This is a genomic window from Methanosarcina sp. MSH10X1 (assembly GCF_004099695.1).
In the GTDB taxonomy this organism is placed as follows: Archaea; Halobacteriota; Methanosarcinia; order Methanosarcinales; family Methanosarcinaceae; genus Methanosarcina.
In genome coordinates this window covers 14,212-31,117 of the sequence record NZ_SCHL01000004.1, presented here as the reverse complement: position 1 = coordinate 31,117, position 16,906 = coordinate 14,212, and the positions used below count along the sequence as shown (strand labels likewise).

Sequence of the window (16,906 nt, the reverse complement as noted above, 5' to 3'; positions counted from 1 at the left end):
AGGATTTTTTACTTTCTCGCTCTTCCTTTAAAGAAGGTATAGCAAAACGTGCCTGTGGGTCTGGCAGTCTCATGGAGTTCTGTTATCCCTTTATTCCATGTTTCTTCTTCGATCATTTGCATTTCCAGAGACTGTCTTTTCACGCCTTCTACCATGGGAATAATGGTCTTCAGGATAAAACCGTCTACCAGCTCAGGCTTACTGGAATCCGCATATACCATCCTGGGCTCTACTTTCACCTCATTGAATCCTGATCCCTGCAGAAGAGGGTAAAGCTGGCGTCCGATAAGGGAATTTCCTTTCATATATGACTGTACCTTGATAAGGCAATTCCAGGCTGCAAGAGCTTCTTCTCCTTCCGGATAAAAGTAACATGAACCGTGGTCTCCTTCAATAACAGTTATAGTACCCCCAGGTTTCAGGACTTTTCTAAGTCTATCCAGAGCTTCGGACGGATTCTGAAGATGCTCAAGTACGAAACAAACGAAAATATGGTCAAAACTCTCATCTTCGAAAGGGGGAGAAAATATATCTGCCTGCAGGAATCTGACATTTCCAATACTTTTAGAATCCACATTTTCTCTGGCCTTTTCAAGTGAATCCAGAGAGACATCAATCGAAGTGATTTCTGCCCTGGGGTTGTTTTTTGCCAGAATAACGGTCTGGGCCCCTATTCCGCAGCCGGCTTCGAGTACCTTTGCCCCGGGTGGATATATTGTATCGTAATGAAGAAGTCCCTCAAGTGTATCTGCCTGCTCTTCCAGACGGAGCGCTTCTCTTTCGGAATAACCGTGAACATATCCAGCCATGTGCTCACTCTCTTTTTTCAAGTTCAATGTTCATTAAATGTTTTTGGCTAATATATTCTTATCTTTATGCAAAGAAACAAATGCTACTGCACCGGCTGAAAGTCAGCACTCAGGATAATTCCTTCCAGTTTTACACGTCTTGCCTGCAAGTCCCTGCGGTGTTCTATTAATTCATTCCAGAGTTCATCTTCTGTGTTAAGGATTTAATCTCTTTATAAAAACACTCATATAATAACAAACCAATTTACAAATGGGGAAGTTGGAATGGGGAAGTTGAGCATGCATATGCACTCAATTGTTAGTTGTAGATTGAGCTAAAGCTCTGACCCGTATGGAGCTAAAATTATTCTCTGGCTGCCAGAATCAGATGTATCACGGACTGGGTCTGAAATTTTGCGTTTCAGTCATGATAGTCACTTACATTGAGATATGCCACTACCCGCCTTTGCTTCCTTTAAGAACCCATGAAAATATAAATTCCAGTTATCTAAAATTTAGAACCAGATAAATAGGGAAGGTGCTGAACAGTGGAGAAGAAGAGGATAGTCGATGAAAAGAGCAAAGACGAGCAGTTAGAGATGGTCCGTGAAGATCCTGAGCGTGAATTCCTGACAACGAATCAGGGTGTTAGAGTTAGCAATACAGATATTTCACTCAAAGCAGGGGAAAGGGGACCAACCCTGCTTGAAGATTTCCATTTCAGGGAGAAATTAACTCATTTTGATCATGAGCGGATTCCGGAAAGGGTTGTACATGCCCGTGGATCCGGAGCGTACGGGTATTTCCAGGTCTATGAGCCTATGAAGGAATATACGAGTGCGAAATTCCTTCAGGATCCTAATAAGAAAACGCCTGTCTTTGTACGGTTTTCGACGGTTGTAGGTTTTAGAGGCTCGGCTGATACCGTCAGGGATGTCCGGGGTTTTGCGACAAAGTTCTACACTGAGGATGGGAACTATGACCTTGTCGGCAATAATATGCCTGTATTCTTTATTCAGGATGCTATTAAGTTCCCTGATCTTGTCCATGCGATTAAACCCGAACAGGACAACCAGATACCCCAGGCTTCGGCAGCCCACGATACATTCTGGGACTTTGTCTCCTGCCACCCGGAAAATGCACACATGATTATGTGGGTTCTTTCCGATCGTGCGCTTCCCAGGAGTTACCGCATGATGGAGGGCTTTGGGGTTAACACCTTCCGTTTCGTTAATTCGGAAGGCAAGGGGAGATTTATAAAGTTTCACTGGAAACCCCTGCTTGGCATTCACTCCCTTGTCTGGGATGAAACTCAGAAAATAGCAGGAAAAGATCCCGATTTTAACCGGCGTGACCTCTGGGAAGCAATTGAGATGGGAGACTATCCGGAGTATGAGTTCGGAGTGCAGATCCTGGAGGAAGAGGACGAGTTTAAATTCGACTTCGATATTCTAGATCCCACCAAGATCTGGCCGGAAGAGGATGTACCTATTAAATGGATAGGTAAGATGACCCTTAACCGCAATCCTGATAATTTCTTTGCTGAAACCGAACAGGTAGCATTCTGCCCGGCAAATGTGGTTCCAGGTATCGACTTTTCCAACGACCCGCTCCTTCAGGGGCGCCTTTTCTCATATCTCGATACGCAATTAATCCGCCTGGGTGGTCCGAATTTCCAGGAAATCCCGATTAACCGGCCGCTGGCACCGGTAGCCAATAATCAAAGAGAGGGCTATCACCGTACGACGATAAACAAAGGCAAAACAAGTTATTTCCCTAACACGGTAGGGGAAAACCTTCCTCGTCCGGCTTCTGGAGAAGAAGGCGGATACGTCCACTATATGGAAAAGGTAGAGGGTAAAAAGATCCGCTCCCGCAGTGAGAAGTTCAAAGACTTTTTCAGCCAGGCCAAATTATTCTGGAACAGTATGTCGGAGCCGGAAAAGAAACACATTATAGAAGCATTCCATTTTGAGATAGGAAAAGTTAATGATAAGAATATACGGAAAGCGGTTGTTGATATGTTCAACAATGTGGACGGAGATCTTGCAATTGAAATTGCAAAGGGGGTAGGTGTCCCTGCTCCTGAAAAGAAAGGAGGATCCCCTGTCACAAAAGAGTCTCCGAATGTCAGCCAGGAGCGCTCGGAGCGTAATGTGAAGAACACCATTAAAACCAGAAAGATTGCCATCATTGCTGCGGATGGGTATAATCATAACGATGTTAGCCAGGTAAAGCAGGCTTTAGAGGCTGGCGGAGCAAAAACCCATATTGTTTCTGAACACCAGGGGATGCTAAAGAGTTCAAGCGGGGAAGAAATAGAGGTTGATAAAAGCTACGTCACTACGGAATCAGTACTGTACGACGCCGTATATATCCCGGGAGGAAAAGAGAATGTAAAGACCCTGAAAATGCAGGGAGATGCAATCCATTTCGTCAATGAGGCATTCCGGCACTGCAAAGCACTGGGGGCAACCGGTGAAGGCGTAGAGTTATTCAAAGCTGCAAACCTGCCAGATATACAATTTGCAGGGAAGGAATCGGTTGACAAAGAGATTCCGTTAGTCTCCGATAAAGGTGTCGTAACTGCCGTCAAAGAAGGGGATAGGAGCGATTTTAACAAATCCTTCACCACTGCGATTGCAAAGCACCGGCACTGGGACAGGGAAAAGAAAGAACAGGTTCCAGCCTGAGCTTAATTAAGCTCTAACTTTTTAGTTCATCTGGGCTAAATTAACTTAAGCTGAGACTAATTGAGAGGAGAAATTACTCCTCTCTCTGTTTTTAAAAATTAAACTATGTATCTTATCTGAGGGTTAGATTCTCCAGGGCTACCGTATACGCTTTACTCGCTTCATTATAGCTTATGGAATAGTTAGTGGGGTAGTATGCACCTGCCGGATAGCATTTCGGAAGCTTGAGTTCTTTCGTTATTTCCGGTTTTGCCTCAAGGAAGGCTATTGTAACCATCGGTTCGACGAAAACCATTTTCCCGTTGTAAAACCCATAGATAAAGGTCTCATTAAAGGGCTGTCCTTTAAACTCAGGGGCTTCAGGATCTATCCAGTGTGCTCCCATTCTGGGTACTCCTCCGGGTGTGGAAACATATCCTTCGGGGATATAACCGGGAACCGGCTCTTTTGATAATTTCTCTGAGTCTTTATCAGAAGCTGTAATTTTATCCCTTTCTTCAGGGCTTATCATGTAAAAATGGAAATCAAAATGCGGCTTATCATAGATCCCATGCGGGTCATGTCCAGCCGGATTCCAATCAATTCCTACATGGTCATAGGCTGTAGAAGCAGCTTCTTCTGGCAGATCAAATGCATACTCTACAACCGCTTCTGGCAGTTCCTCCAGGGCTGATTCTGTGAAGTTTACTCCTATTGATGAAGGATTTCCTTCGGTGTCAAGCGTAACCCAGGAATAGACAGTTCCATTGCCCAGAGTTTTATTTTCCCCCTCAAACGTTTCCATTTGAGCTGGCTTCATAATGCAATTCCCTTTTTGCGGCTGGCACTCCCCTATTGCACAGCCGGAAAGGAGGATCGCAGTCGCTGTGAGTAGACATAAATAATATGTCATTTTTTCACCCTTCATATTACCCCCTACCATATAGCGTTCTTATTTCCCTTAAACCATGATACGATTCTATCACTCAGGCCGTAAACACCACATCAACCCTCTCGACATCCCATAAAGACCCCAATTTTTCCGCAATATCCTCTTTTATCGCCGGAGCAAACTGATGGTTTGCAGGCAAATCCACAACTACTCTCACCACTCCATCCTCAACACTGGTTTTAAGGATAAGGTTTGTACGGATGATATCAAGCCCTGTCAGGGGGTTCATAACGTGTTTAAGTCTCTTCTTGACAACTTCTTCGGTTGTGGGCTCCTTCTCGGTTATAAGCCCATGCTTTTCCTCATAGTCCTTGATTGCGGCTCGCAGGCCCTCAACTGCAAGCACTGAACAGTGGGCTTTTATCGGAGGCAATCCGCCAAGTTCTTCAGCAGCCTGCTTCCAGGTTATTTTCTTCGCTTCATCAAGAGTTTTTCCTAATGCTAGATCGGTTATTATTGAGGCTGTGGCAATATTTGATGCACAGCCGTAAGATTCGAATTTTACATCTTCAATAACCCTTGTATCGGGATTGACCTTTATATAAACTGCAACCATGTCTCCGCAAGCCGGACTTCCTTCAAGGCCCTTTCCGTCAGGGTTCTCGATCTTTCCTACATTATGCGGGTTCTTGAAATGTTCCAGCACTTTTTGACTGTAAGGAAATTTCATTTTCTCACCTTTCTCTAATTTTCCTTTCCCTGAGCTTCTATAATCTGCTTCTCTCGTACTATCCTTCAATCCTTTGTTCATTTTCTCGCAAGGGGACTTATTTCCCTGAGCCTTGCCACTATCTCACTCATTGCCTCAATTGCGGCATCAGCGTCTTCCATGCGGTTATAGCGCCCGAAGGTAAAGCGTACCGAACCGTGCGCTCTCTCATGGTCTCCTCCGATACCCCTGATTACATGGCTGGCTTCGAGAGACCGGCTAAAACAGGCAGAACCCGTGCTTACCGCAAAACCTCTCATATCCATATGCAGAGTTACGGATTCGCCTTCTACATAGTGGAAAGTCAGGTTTGCGTTCTGAGGGAGGCGCTTTTCCCTGCTCCCGTTGAGCGTAACATCAGGAATCCCGGAAAGTGCTTTGTCAATTACCCGATCTCTCATGGCTTTGAGCCTCCCGTTTTCCTCTTCGGTTACGAGCTCTACGGCTTTTGCAAAACCAACTGCTGATGGAATATCTTCCACTCCTGCCCTCAGGTTAAATTCCTGAAAACCGCCGTCCATAAACTTGGTTATCGGGGTATCTTTCCGGATGTAAAGAGCCCCCACTCCTCTTGGGCCGTGAATAGTGTGGGCGGACATGGTGATCAGGTCTACGGGCAGTTCCTTCATACTCAGGGGAAGCCTGGTAAAGCTATGAGTAGCATCTGTGTGCAGGAGCACATCTTTTTCTTCACAGATCTCTGAGATAGCTTTCAGATCCTGGACTGTTCCTATTTCCTGGTTCCCTTGCTGGATTGAGACAAGGACCGTTTCCTTTGTGATTGCATTTCTCAGCCCTTCGAGGTCTACAAACCCTTCAGCATCCACATCAAGGAAAGTTGCACTAAAACCCTCTCTCTCAAGAGCTTTTGCGGTATTCAGCACAGGAAAATCCTCGATTTTCGAGACAATGATATGCTTTCCTTTCTTCTCTTTAAAAGCCCAGGCAACTCCTTTAAGTGCGGTATTGCTTGATTCGGTGGATCCTGATGTGAAAATAACCTCTTCCGAGTTTGCATCAAGTTTTAGAGCAATGCTTTCTCGGGACCTTTCGAGTGCTTCCTTTGCGTCAATCCCCATAGAATAGCCGAATTCCGATGTTGCCACTGCATAAGTATCAAAAAAATAGGGCTTCATCGCTTCAAGTACCTGTTCATCCAATCTGGTGGATGCGGCATTGTCAAGATATATCACATTCTCAAATATTTTTCTCCCTCCCCATATACAATATAATTTTGAATTCTACAGCTAAACTCAAGTTTTTCAGTGAATTGTGCGGCTTCTAAGCCGAGAAACCTTGAGGCTTTAGATCCGAAAAACTCCCGGAATATTAATTTAACTGGATGAAGTAAGTCTGAATCAGGCCGACTCACAAGATAAGTTCTACTATAGTGTAATTTGAAATCTAGTAACTTTTTAAACTTCAGATAAAGAGCGTTACGCTGGCATCTCTTGCTTCCTGAATATAGGAACCAACAGCGCCCCATTCGTCTATCCATTCCGTTCGAAGTTCTTCCTTACTTAAACCCATGATTTCCATGGTCATCTCGCAGGCGATTATTTTTCCCCCAAGTTCCTTGAAATCGTTCATCAATCTTTCAAGTGAAACTACATTGGCTTTGTCCATTCTTTTCTTTATCATCTGCCTGCCAAGTCCCAGCATATTCATCTTGGAAAGCTGACCTTTATCAAGCTCTCCTTTCTTCAGGCGCATTAGCCCCCAGAAAGTAAAATATATCGAAGCCTCCATACCCATTGCCAGGGCTCCGTTAGCAATTATAAGTGCACTGTATACTTTATCCATATCGCCGCTGTGAAGAATAATTACCGTCTTTTCCCCCATTTCGACTCCTCTTCCGGTTCATCTCCGGATCTTTATCTCCCACTCTTTCCCTCCTTCTTTATCCTCAATATCCAGCACTTCAAGCCCCATTGCCTCGCAAGCCATAGGAATTTCCTTTCTCGACGCCGGATGTGTTCCTTTCACAATAACAAGATCCCCCGGAGAGGCTTTCTTCAAAGCCTTTCTGCACTCTACCAGCGGAACCGGACAGGTCTGCCCTCGAACATCGATTTCTACATCTGCCATTATTCTTACCCCCCAAAGTAAGAGAAAAGGAAGGATTCTTACAGCAGTTCTGCCTGCCGTCCTTTGCTAAAGTTCATTATATCCCAAAAAATATATTATCGTTTCGCATTAAAAGTTCTATCGGGAATTACCCCTGTTATTTCAATCTTTCTTTTCAGAGCGCTCTTCTGAGTTTTTCTGCAACCTCTTTCAGATTGGTAGTATCCGGCTCAGTCCATACTATTGATTTTATTCCTCTCCCGCCGTCTCCTTTCCTTCTTGGAATAACATGTACGTGTACATGGGGAATTTCCTGTCCAGCTACTTTCCCATTATTGATTCCTATATTTGATCCCTCAGCCGGAAATGCCTTCTCGACTGCCGCCGTAATCTTTCTTGCAGCCTCAAAAAGCATGGCAACACTTTCCGCATCCATATCCGTAAACTTGACGAAGTGCTTTTTAGGAGCCACAAGGGTATGCCCTTCACTAGCCGGAAAAACATCAAGAAATGCAAAAACAGTATCGTCTTCATATACCTTATCTGAAGGAATTTTCCCCGCTATTATCTTGCAAAAAAGGCAATCTTCCATTATATCCAATCCCCTTAAGTTTTAGGGGATACACTTATATCAGGGTTCTGTTCCTTTCGCACCTGTATTCAGAGCAATAAATTAAGATAAGCGGGTAGAAGGCAGGAAAAGCATGAGAGATTTTAGCTCCTTTTCGAAATGAGAATTACTAAACGTTTACTATATATTTAATAATAATTAAATCAAATTTATTCTAATATCCATAATTTGTATTTTACTTCATTATCGGGGGTGGAAATAATAGCTAGAGTTCTGGGTGGTGCACTGATAGGTATGGTCTGTACTTTTATTTTTTATTTTATTCCATTGGTAAACTCCATAGCCCCTTTACTGGGCGGTCTCTTAGGAGGCTATTACGCGGATGGAGGATCCGGAGGAGGGCTTAAGACAGGAGTTCTGATGACTGTCTTTATGATTATTCCAGGCTTTCTTCTGGGAGGAGTCCTGGGGTCGATACTTAGAGATGCTCCTGTTCTCGGGGGATTCGTAGCGGCTTCTGCGTTTATAATTACTCTGGTTATCGTAGCTCACACAGCTATAATAGGCATACTTGGGTCGGTAATTGGAGCTCTTCTGGCTGAGAGAAGTACAATCTGATAGCTATCTTCCTGCAAATGAATCGAAAACTCTGTAATCTCAAAAAGTGCCTGCATTAAGCCCTTTTTTGAGAACATTACCTGACTGTGGAGAATTAGATTCTCCATTTAGTCAGACAAGATACTCCAGTTAAGGCATATTGATTGTCCGGTTGCGGCAGATTATTTTTACCTTACATACCTTTCGGAATCTCCGGCTAGAGCATATCTGTTATCCTGAAAACTATTTCTGTTGGGGCAGCTGGCAAAAAAATAGAAAATTTATTAGCCAGGTGACAGGAGTGGACTATCCGGCTCAAAACCTGCTTTTCACAGTTTTATTTGAAAATAGAATTATGAAGAAAAAAGTTTTTCAGATTTTTTTCTTCAGGATAAAGTACTCTACAAAAATCATGAACAGAGGCAGAGATATTGCCATAAGTATCTTGGCCTTTCCCATAGGGTTTTTAATTAGACCGCTTTCTTCTACACTTCCGTTCAGGTTACCTGCTTTTCGGCCGTTCCAATTTTTTAAAGTCTCCTGTAACTTTCCCTCTCCTTCTGTTTCCTGGCTGCTTTTTTCATCTACTATATATTCCGTTATTGCAAAACAGGAGAAACCGGGAGTTTCCGCTTTAAAGTAAACGTAATTCCGATCTTCTCTTACTTTTTCGGTGTAAAGAGAACGCCAGCTTTTATCGTACCACTGGAGGGCTATAAGGGATTGATTCACGTTGTTCTCTTTAATCCATGCCTTTCCAACCCTAAACTCAATGACTCCATTTTTAAAAGAACCGGGAAGCCCGGCTCCTTCGTCTCCCACCCAGATATTCATATGTTTATATATCCTTCCCAAGGGAAGTTCCGGGACGAAAACGGATTTATTTTTTAGCACTTCTACAATTGTTGTTGTTCTCCTGAACGTCTTCTTTGGATCAAATTCAATATATGTGACGCATGTAACGTTTTCTATGAAATCGAATTTGACATGATAACTGTTTATAACATGCCTGGTGGAAAGCTCCTTCACATCAACATTGCTTGCCGGCTCTTTAGAAGCAGTGCCTCCTCCTCCACTGCTTCCGGATGACCTGGGTCTCCCGCCCCCTCCGCTACCGCCTGAAATAGTTTCTTTAGAGACTGTCAAAGTTTTTGTGAGTTCGTTATTAGACTCATTATTTTCGGACACCACGCCTCCGGCATCTATGGTCGCTTTTATTTCGATTTGCCCTTCATTTCCGGGTGCCCAGGAAAAAGTACCACTTGTCGTGTTGCCTGGAGAAAGTGCGGGTATCAGGATTCTCCCGCTATATGTTTCGTTTATTCCATTTATGTTGTATTCAAGTTCGTTGCTCGATGCATCCCCAGCCCCATCGTTTTTTACCGTTACCGTGAAAGTTATATTCTCTCCCGGTTTCGGGGTTTCCGGGTTCAAAAAAAGAGACTCAATTCTCAGGTCAGGCAGTAAACCCTTGACATCTATTACTTTTGTGAGCTGGTTGTTACTCTCATTACTCTCTGTTACAGAAGCTCCAGAATCAACAAGTACTTTCACTTCCGTTTTTCCTGCCTTTTCCGGAGTCAGTGGAAGTAATACTTCTGCATTTGCCCCTTCTGAAAGAGCTGGAACCTGAAGATTCTCGTTAACAGCCTCACCGTTAATATACCATTTTGCCGCAGCCTCCGCTGCAGGAGCTGCACCCTGGTTTTTTATTTTCACGGTAAGATTCGAAAGTTTTCCTGCCTGAGGGTCACCCTGCTCAGATAAAATGTCTTCAACCACAAGGTCAGGAAGAAGCTCCTCTGATACGGTTACGGTTACAGTATCAGCTTTCTGGTTATTGTTTTCATGGCTCTCATTTACCAGGTTCCCTCCATCGACCACGGCTTTTATCTCTACGGACCCTTCTGATGCCGGAATCCATTCCCCTGAGAACGGCTCACTACTTTCTCCTGCCGGAAGTGAGGGAATATCCCATTCGTTAACCTTTACTCCGCCGATATAGAGTTCCAGTTTCGTTGCTACTTCGGAGGCCGATGTTCCCTGGTTCTTCACACGTATTTCTATGTTCTCATGCTTTCCAGGTTCCGAATTCTCAGGATATTTGAAGGATTCTATCGTCAGATCCGGAAGTAATTCCTCTGACCCGGTTACGGTTACAGTGCCTGTTTTCTGGTTATTACTCTCATTACTCTCAGATACAGACATTTCAGAATCAACTACGGCTTTTATCTCTACAGGCCCGTCTGATGCCGGAGTCCATGGCTCTGAGATTAATTCACTGTTCTCTCCTGCGGCGAGTGAGGATACATCCCATTCGTTAACTTCAACTCCGTCGATCTGGAGTTTCAGCTTTGTTCCTTCCGATTCCGATGTTCCCTGGTTCTTAACAATTATTTCTATGTTCTTGAGTTCTCCAGTTTTCGCTTCCTTGGGATACCTGAAGGTATCTATTATCAGGTCCGGGAGTCCGGCGAAAGTTAAGGATTGAGCCCTCTCGTTATTGTCTTCATTAGTTTCAGGCACTAATTCTCTTTCGTCAATTTTCACAGTTACTTCCACTGTGCCTTCTTCGGACTCCGGTTCCCATGAAAATGATATCTGCTCACGTTGTCCAGCTTCAATTTCAGGAACTCTACTCTCTCCTGTGCGATAACCATTTATAAAATAAGCCAGATTTGTTGATTCCGAAGTTCCGTTTCCCTGGTTCTTCACCGATGTTATGATATCTACTTTCTTCTGCTCGGGACCAGGATTTTCAGGATCAAATGAGATACTTTCAATTACCAGGTCAACAGTCGAGTTTCCATTTTCCTCAGATCCCTTATCTATATCTTCCACAGCAAATGCGATGCCCGGGATCATTCCAGGAATTATTAACCCTATGAGTAGTATACAGATTAAAGCATTAAGAAAACCAGTTCTCATTTCTACAGGCCTCCGCACCCTCGATAAAGAAATGTCCGGTACGTCAGCAACTCATTAAAAGGGATAATTTGAGTCCTACAATAATGTTCATAATCTTTACTCATTAGTGAGTTTTTCCAGTGAATTCCTGACAGGACATTATTTATACATCGCTCCACACAAAATTCTTGCTCTATAAACTTTTAATGCTTTCTATTTTAACGTCAACCTTTTCATTTCTTCTATTTTTAATTATGTCACATATTTCTGAATCAGTTAAGATAAGAGGAATTTGATTTCTTATAATAATTTCAGAATTAACAAATAGAAGAGCATTTAATTGAAAATGAAGCGGTTTCCACTTAATTTGAAGAAATACCTTTTTGCTGGGGTATAACTCCAGTATTTGGCGAAACAGGAAAAAAAGAAAATTATTTGTAATACCTGACAAACATATATAAGAGAATGCTTATATATTTATAATTGAGAGGTTATTTTGTGAAAGGTCATATCAAAAACATGGCTGAAGTTCTCAAAGCCCTTGGCGATGAGAAAAGACTAAAAATAATAAAAATATTTGCTTCTAATAATAGTGAAACCTTTTGTGTTTCTGATGTAGCTAAACAACTTGACATTTCTCAACCTGCCACATCGCAGCATATAAAGATTTTAAAGAATATTGGAATACTTGAAGAGAATCGTAGAGGTTTTAGAGTTTTTTATAAAATTAATTCCGATGTGTTGTCTAAATATAGAATGGAAATAGATGAATTATTTAAAACAACCGTTGAGAGATGCCAATATAATTTTTCCTGTGACAAATGTCCTTATAATAATAAGGATCAGTAAGCAAGTATTATGTCTTGATTATAAGTATCCAGGTATCAGTAAATATATAATAATATATTCAAATGTCAGTAAAATACATAACGTCCTGATTATAAGTATTTGCTTATTCTCTTCTAGAAAATGGAAATATACTTACGTGAACTGACTCGCAATTGCTACTATTCATGAGATTATCAAGGGTATGTATCTGTAATGATACTGCTTTGTGACTATTTACAAAAACCAAAGACGGTGAGCATACTGTATGGTAAAATAACTCAGGCGTGCGGGTGGCTCAGTATTCCTATCACGCTTTCAAGATTAACAAAAAGGAGATTTACAAGATGTTGTTTTCAATCGTCGTTCATCAGATGATCCTTTTCTTCAGTATTCTTCTAGTCGGACATGTGGCGGCTAAGCAGGGTGTTATCCAGGAAAATTATCTACCGGATCTTGCTAAACTGGTTTCAAAGATCTTTCTGCCTGTGCTGATCTTTTATATGACCTATGCCGGAACGACAAGACAGATGATCTGGGAGAATGCCACAATGATCGGTCTTGCGGCTCTGTTTTATGTGATCATTTCATCCGTTACCTGGATTATATCAAAAGGGCTTCGCCCGACCGGCGACAAAGCAAAGGTTTTTCAGTTTGCGTTCATTTTCGGAAACACCGGATTTGTCGGTGTACCGCTGCTTATAGCTCTATTTCCGAAGGACGGCATTTTGTATCTAGCGTTGTTCAGTATTGTCGATCAACTCCTATTCTGGACTTATGGGGTGTATCTTGCAACTGCATCCGATAAAAAAGCGAAAATAACATTAAAGAGCTTTGTGAACCCCAACATCGTTGCGATTGCTTTGGCACTCATCTTCATTATGATCGGCGTCAAGCTGCCCACGGTCATTGATGATACACTTCAGACGATCAAAAACGCGGTCGGTGCTATGGCCATGATCTATCTGGGCGCCTTGATCTTCTACTCCGACTGGAAGACCGCATTCAAAACAAAAGATCTGTATTTCGGCATTGTTGTTAAAATGATTATTTTGCCGATCCTTTTGGGCAAACTCCTGTTGATGACAAGCCTGCCGAATAACATGATCTGGTCCATGATCATCCTGATGTCCCTGCCGACGATGACAGTCGTGCCGATGATTGCAAAGATGCACGGACACGAAGGTGCCTATGCCGCTGGGATAACGGCTGCAACGCTGGCTGTAAGTATAGTGACGATTCCCCTGGTGGTGTTTTTCACGACGTGACAAATAGAGAGTCTTATAGAAAACGCTTATTCAATCTATGTGTTTGAGCTCAGATTCATTACAAAAACTATGGAATATAAAAACTCAAACACATATGAAAATTAAGTATCATGAAGCTCATTCCATTTTTGATATAAATTTTTTCCTATAGATAACCCAAAAGCAATGCAAAAAAAGTATTAGAAATACATAGGAAAAATTAGCCCTATAGATATCATTAATTTGATGCAAAGGTAGATGGAAGATATTATTTGATAATTATTATAAAATCAATTTATGTAATATTTTATATGATATCCTATGTGATTCCTTATGTGATTTTTATGTAGTCATTTTTTGCGGAAGCTTTTATGTAGTAACTTTTTATTTTTTAATCAGCATCTCTCTGGCAATTTCCTAAAGGCTCACTGACGTACTCAAAGTTCCATATCGGAATTCCTTTTATTTCTCCCTTCTCAAGATGCTCAAGCTCATGAGCTGCGCTATATGCAGGTGTACCTTTCAGGCGTATCTGGCTTTTCTTCATCTCTTTTATCTTTATCGTCCTGAGTTTCGGGTTAACCTCTGCAAATATCACTTTTTTCGCCCTCAGGTTTATAACGTAGGGTCTCTCAACCAGTTCTCTTTCTTCCCTTGTTCCACACTTCTCGAGCCTGTAGATCACTCCCTCCTCCTCTACGATTTCAGGCTCGATAAACAGGTATATCTTCTCCACGGTATAACCTGCCTTGCTGTCGTCATCATAATAGGTAATAACATCCTTTACTGCAATACTTTTCATTTCCTCGGAGGCGTAGCTCCATGAACCTCCAGATTTTAGCGAAAGCAGATAAGGCAGAAATAATTCTTCCTGAATCTCGAAACTGGAGATTATATTTTTCTCCTGAGCTGAAAATTTGAATATCGTTCGAATTTCGTCAACATCCATATTCATCTCCCCTTTCAGGGATTTTGAATATCAAGTTTATTAATCCTTTCCTTTGCGAGTAATGGATCAATGTGCCGGAAACATATTCAGAGAGCGAGGGATCTTAAAACAAATTGAAAAGTTTGAAGAATCAAGCAAAGTAAAAAGTTACAAAATATAAGCCATAATCAAGATAAAATTAAGAAAAACTGTCATAATCAAAGTTTATAAAAAATAAGATAAAAGCAAAAAAATAAAGAAAAAATAAAATTAAAAAAGTGAACTAAACTAAAAAAAATATAAGGTTTAGACTATGAGGTACTTTCTATCTCTGATCTGAGTCCTGCTGTCAACGCCAAGTATTCCGGCAATCTCGATACCTTCACTTCCCACCTCGGCAAGCTGGGTGTAGATTTCGGCTTTCGCTATATATTTTTCAGTCCTTGTGCCGTCAGCTTCCTCTATTTTAATAGTTATTTCTTCTTTGTTATGCCCTTTTGCCAGGCACTCCTGAACGATTACCCCATACTGCTCGGCAATCACTTTCAGACAATCAAATATCTGGTTGGTGGAAACTGCATCTTCTTCGTCAAGGAGGACTTTTGAGAGGGTGTAGGTGCGTATATTTGTCCTGAGATAAATCTGGATTTTTTCAGGAATTCTCGCCAGGGCTTCAATATCAATAAAAGCCCCAAGTTCTTTGTCAGCGGTTATCTCCTTATTATCCTCATATACAAAGTACCTGTGATCCCCGCCTTCTATCCTGAATTTCCGGTTTGCTTTTCTGTTTTCAAAAGTTATACGTACATTTCTCTGGGTATCGTATTCCAGAAAGGTTATAAGGAATTCGGAAAGGTCCTGCATTTTTATTTTCTCTTCCTTTCGCAGGATTCCGGCCCGCGTCCACGCTGGCAGGCTCAGATTTCCAAGCAGTTTTTCTACGGTCAGGCTCTCTTCTGTAAAGCCGAGACTGTAATGGTATTGCAAGCCCGAGACCCAACTCTCCATTTCTCCTGAGACGCCACTTGCAGTGCTGGAAAGCTCAAATCTCTTTTCAGTTCCGTAAACCCCCGAGATTAAAAACCTGCTAAGAACCTCAAGTATTTTTGCTTCAATTTTTTTGTATTCATAAGGAGCTCCATTCTCAATTTTCGCGCATTCGGCTCCGAGAACCTCTTTTCTCTTCCTTAGATTTTCATTGCAGGTTTGCAGGACTGCATTAGCGCAGGGTATAACATCCTCGATATCAGCTTCATTTACTAATCTTTTAAGTAAAGTCTCGAGCCTTTCTTCAAAATTATTCATTCCTTCTATTCTACTTTTCAATTCATGGAGTGCTTCTTTACGCTTGCACTTTATCTCTATTATAGAGTTTTCCAGAGGGATTACCTGGGAAGTTACGCCTAAAAAAGTTTTCAGATCCTCAATGAAATCCCGCTGTACAGGCAGTTCCTTAGAGTCCTGGTAAATATATTTCATAAAAGCACCCTGGATAACTAAACAACACTTCAAATATTCTATGACCTATAGCTATATAACATTTTATCCAGGAGCTTTCTTTATTTATAGAATAAGTCTCTTACCTTAAATGAACAACCTTGTATGAATATATCTCCTGTACTGGATATATCTTATGTTTGCATTTCTCTGAAATGACCGGGAAGATCCGGCCATCTTCATATTCAGAGAAGAACTTTTCGGACGGGGTCCAATATCTCGTTTATATATTTTGCGGCTGAGTTCTTCAGGTCCATCGGATGGACACTTTCTGCTACGAAAGCCTTTTCCATTTCTTCGTAATCGGGATAATTTATATTCCCACCGAATTTTTCAGGTCTTTCTATAACAACGGTTTCGTATCTGGGAAATATATGGTAGCGGAAGAGGGCCAGAATCGGGTTTTCTTCGATATCTCCTATCTTGCAGTAAGCTTTCTTAAACTTTCTGTAGATTTCTTCTTCTGGATCGTCTACTGAAATAAAATTATCCTTTGAAGAAGCCATCTTGGTTCCGTCTAATCCGAGTAGAATTGGAGTGTGAATGCAGATCGGTGTTCCGAATCCCAGGCTCTTTAGATACTCACGGGCAAGCATATGGATTTTTCTCTGATCAATGCCTCCAACTGCAACATCAACTTCGAGCATGGCAATGTCAACAGCCTGCATCAGCGGGTATACCATCTGGGAAACCGTTGGGTCATCCATGGCTCGCCCGACTTCGTCCATGCTCCTGCGTGCCCTGTTCAAAGTTACTGCCCTTGAAAGCTTGAGAACATTTAGCATGTACTCTGCGCCAAGCTGATAGTCAGACCCATATACGAAATCGGTTTTTTCTTCATCAAGCCCGAGTGCGATAAAGCAGCGCCTGTTATAATCTGCGATCTTTCGGACCTCTTCAAGCGTGCCTTTTTTGTTAAGATAAGCATGTACATCCGCAAGCAGGACTGTAATTTCAAATCCGGCTTTTTGCAGATCAATGAGCTTATTTACTGTGAGAACGTGCCCCATATGGATTTTCCCGCTGGGTTCATATCCTACATAGGCACGAGGAGCTTCTTTTTTAGTAAGAAGTTCTTCAAGTTCTCCTTCAGTTACGATTTCCTGAACATTTCTTTTTATAAATTCGAGTCTGTCCATTGCCTCT

Annotated in this window: 15 protein-coding genes; 4 read left to right on the top strand and 11 right to left on the bottom strand. The window is 42.0% G+C overall.

Annotation, left to right across the window (positions count from 1 at the left end; all coding sequences use genetic code 11):
• Positions 1-8: 8 nt before the first annotated feature.
• Positions 9-809: a class I SAM-dependent methyltransferase gene (locus EQO05_RS04620; RefSeq protein WP_128504245.1), complete on the bottom strand. Its 801-nt coding sequence runs from the start codon at positions 807-809 to the stop codon at positions 9-11.
• A 527-nt stretch (positions 810-1,336) separates the two neighbouring features.
• Here EQO05_RS04620 and EQO05_RS04615 point away from each other — a divergent pair.
• Positions 1,337-3,481 carry a catalase gene (locus EQO05_RS04615; protein ID WP_240664326.1) on the top strand — a complete coding sequence of 715 codons (2,145 nt, stop codon included), beginning with the start codon at positions 1,337-1,339 and terminating at the stop codon, positions 3,479-3,481.
• A gap of 112 nt (positions 3,482-3,593) precedes the next feature.
• Here the strand turns inward: EQO05_RS04615 and EQO05_RS04610 are convergent, their stop codons facing one another.
• From EQO05_RS04610 to EQO05_RS04585, 6 genes are all read right to left on the bottom strand, one after another.
• Positions 3,594-4,388, bottom strand: coding sequence for a DUF5602 domain-containing protein (locus tag EQO05_RS04610; protein WP_128504243.1), 795 nt, complete (start codon positions 4,386-4,388; stop codon positions 3,594-3,596).
• Between the two features lie 58 nt (positions 4,389-4,446).
• Positions 4,447-5,082, bottom strand: coding sequence for an iron-sulfur cluster assembly scaffold protein (locus EQO05_RS04605; protein WP_128504241.1), 636 nt, complete (start codon positions 5,080-5,082; stop codon positions 4,447-4,449).
• Positions 5,083-5,159: 77 nt separating this feature from the next.
• Positions 5,160-6,314 carry a cysteine desulfurase family protein gene (locus tag EQO05_RS04600; RefSeq protein WP_128504239.1) on the bottom strand — a complete coding sequence of 385 codons (1,155 nt, stop codon included), beginning with the start codon at positions 6,312-6,314 and terminating at the stop codon, positions 5,160-5,162.
• A 229-nt stretch (positions 6,315-6,543) separates the two neighbouring features.
• Positions 6,544-6,963: a DsrE/DsrF/DrsH-like family protein gene (locus EQO05_RS04595; RefSeq protein ID WP_128504237.1), complete on the bottom strand. Its 420-nt coding sequence runs from the start codon at positions 6,961-6,963 to the stop codon at positions 6,544-6,546.
• Positions 6,964-6,981: 18 nt separating this feature from the next.
• The gene (locus tag EQO05_RS04590) at positions 6,982-7,209 is read right to left on the bottom strand and encodes a sulfurtransferase TusA family protein (RefSeq protein ID WP_128504235.1); all 228 of its coding nucleotides are present in this window, start codon (positions 7,207-7,209) and stop codon (positions 6,982-6,984) included.
• A 154-nt stretch (positions 7,210-7,363) separates the two neighbouring features.
• Positions 7,364-7,783 carry an HIT family protein gene (locus EQO05_RS04585; RefSeq protein WP_128504562.1) on the bottom strand — a complete coding sequence of 140 codons (420 nt, stop codon included), beginning with the start codon at positions 7,781-7,783 and terminating at the stop codon, positions 7,364-7,366.
• Positions 7,784-8,011: 228 nt separating this feature from the next.
• On the opposite strand from EQO05_RS04585, the gene EQO05_RS04580 reads away from it, so the two are divergent.
• Positions 8,012-8,377 (top strand): DUF5518 domain-containing protein, encoded by a 366-nt coding sequence (locus EQO05_RS04580; protein ID WP_240664325.1) that lies wholly within the window; start codon positions 8,012-8,014, stop codon positions 8,375-8,377.
• Positions 8,378-8,728: 351 nt separating this feature from the next.
• On the opposite strand, the gene EQO05_RS04575 is transcribed toward EQO05_RS04580, so the two are convergent.
• Complete coding sequence (locus EQO05_RS04575; RefSeq protein ID WP_128504233.1) at positions 8,729-11,284, bottom strand: CARDB domain-containing protein; 2,556 nt, start codon at positions 11,282-11,284, stop codon at positions 8,729-8,731.
• 477 nt (positions 11,285-11,761) lie between these two features.
• Between EQO05_RS04575 and EQO05_RS04570 the strand changes: the two genes are divergently transcribed.
• Positions 11,762-12,112 carry a helix-turn-helix transcriptional regulator gene (locus tag EQO05_RS04570; protein ID WP_128504231.1) on the top strand — a complete coding sequence of 117 codons (351 nt, stop codon included), beginning with the start codon at positions 11,762-11,764 and terminating at the stop codon, positions 12,110-12,112.
• A gap of 323 nt (positions 12,113-12,435) precedes the next feature.
• Positions 12,436-13,356: an AEC family transporter gene (locus EQO05_RS04565; RefSeq protein WP_128504229.1), complete on the top strand. Its 921-nt coding sequence runs from the start codon at positions 12,436-12,438 to the stop codon at positions 13,354-13,356.
• Positions 13,357-13,726: 370 nt separating this feature from the next.
• On the opposite strand, the gene EQO05_RS04560 is transcribed toward EQO05_RS04565, so the two are convergent.
• The 3 genes from EQO05_RS04560 to EQO05_RS04550 form a co-directional block, all read right to left on the bottom strand.
• Positions 13,727-14,284 (bottom strand): RimK/LysX family protein, encoded by a 558-nt coding sequence (locus EQO05_RS04560; RefSeq protein ID WP_128504227.1) that lies wholly within the window; start codon positions 14,282-14,284, stop codon positions 13,727-13,729.
• A 285-nt stretch (positions 14,285-14,569) separates the two neighbouring features.
• Positions 14,570-15,742: a chromosome segregation ATPase gene (locus tag EQO05_RS04555; RefSeq protein ID WP_128504225.1), complete on the bottom strand. Its 1,173-nt coding sequence runs from the start codon at positions 15,740-15,742 to the stop codon at positions 14,570-14,572.
• A gap of 203 nt (positions 15,743-15,945) precedes the next feature.
• The gene (locus tag EQO05_RS04550; RefSeq protein WP_128504223.1) at positions 15,946-16,899 is read right to left on the bottom strand and encodes a tyrosine--tRNA ligase; all 954 of its coding nucleotides are present in this window, start codon (positions 16,897-16,899) and stop codon (positions 15,946-15,948) included.
• Positions 16,900-16,906: the final 7 nt, after the last annotated feature.

Coding starts and splice junctions, on each gene's coding strand:
- EQO05_RS04620 (WP_128504245.1), bottom strand. CDS start 809: ATGGCTGGATATGTTCACGGTTATTCCGAAAGAGAAGCGCTCCGTCTG.
- EQO05_RS04610 (WP_128504243.1), bottom strand. CDS start 4,388: ATGAAGGGTGAAAAAATGACATATTATTTATGTCTACTCACAGCGACT.
- EQO05_RS04605 (WP_128504241.1), bottom strand. CDS start 5,082: ATGAAATTTCCTTACAGTCAAAAAGTGCTGGAACATTTCAAGAACCCG.
- EQO05_RS04595 (WP_128504237.1), bottom strand. CDS start 6,963: ATGGGGGAAAAGACGGTAATTATTCTTCACAGCGGCGATATGGATAAA.
- EQO05_RS04590 (WP_128504235.1), bottom strand. CDS start 7,209: ATGGCAGATGTAGAAATCGATGTTCGAGGGCAGACCTGTCCGGTTCCG.
- EQO05_RS04575 (WP_128504233.1), bottom strand. CDS start 11,284: ATGAGAACTGGTTTTCTTAATGCTTTAATCTGTATACTACTCATAGGG.
- EQO05_RS04565 (WP_128504229.1), top strand. CDS start 12,436: ATGTTGTTTTCAATCGTCGTTCATCAGATGATCCTTTTCTTCAGTATT.
- EQO05_RS04560 (WP_128504227.1), bottom strand. CDS start 14,284: ATGGATGTTGACGAAATTCGAACGATATTCAAATTTTCAGCTCAGGAG.
- EQO05_RS04555 (WP_128504225.1), bottom strand. CDS start 15,742: ATGAAATATATTTACCAGGACTCTAAGGAACTGCCTGTACAGCGGGAT.
- EQO05_RS04550 (WP_128504223.1), bottom strand. CDS start 16,899: ATGGACAGACTCGAATTTATAAAAAGAAATGTTCAGGAAATCGTAACT.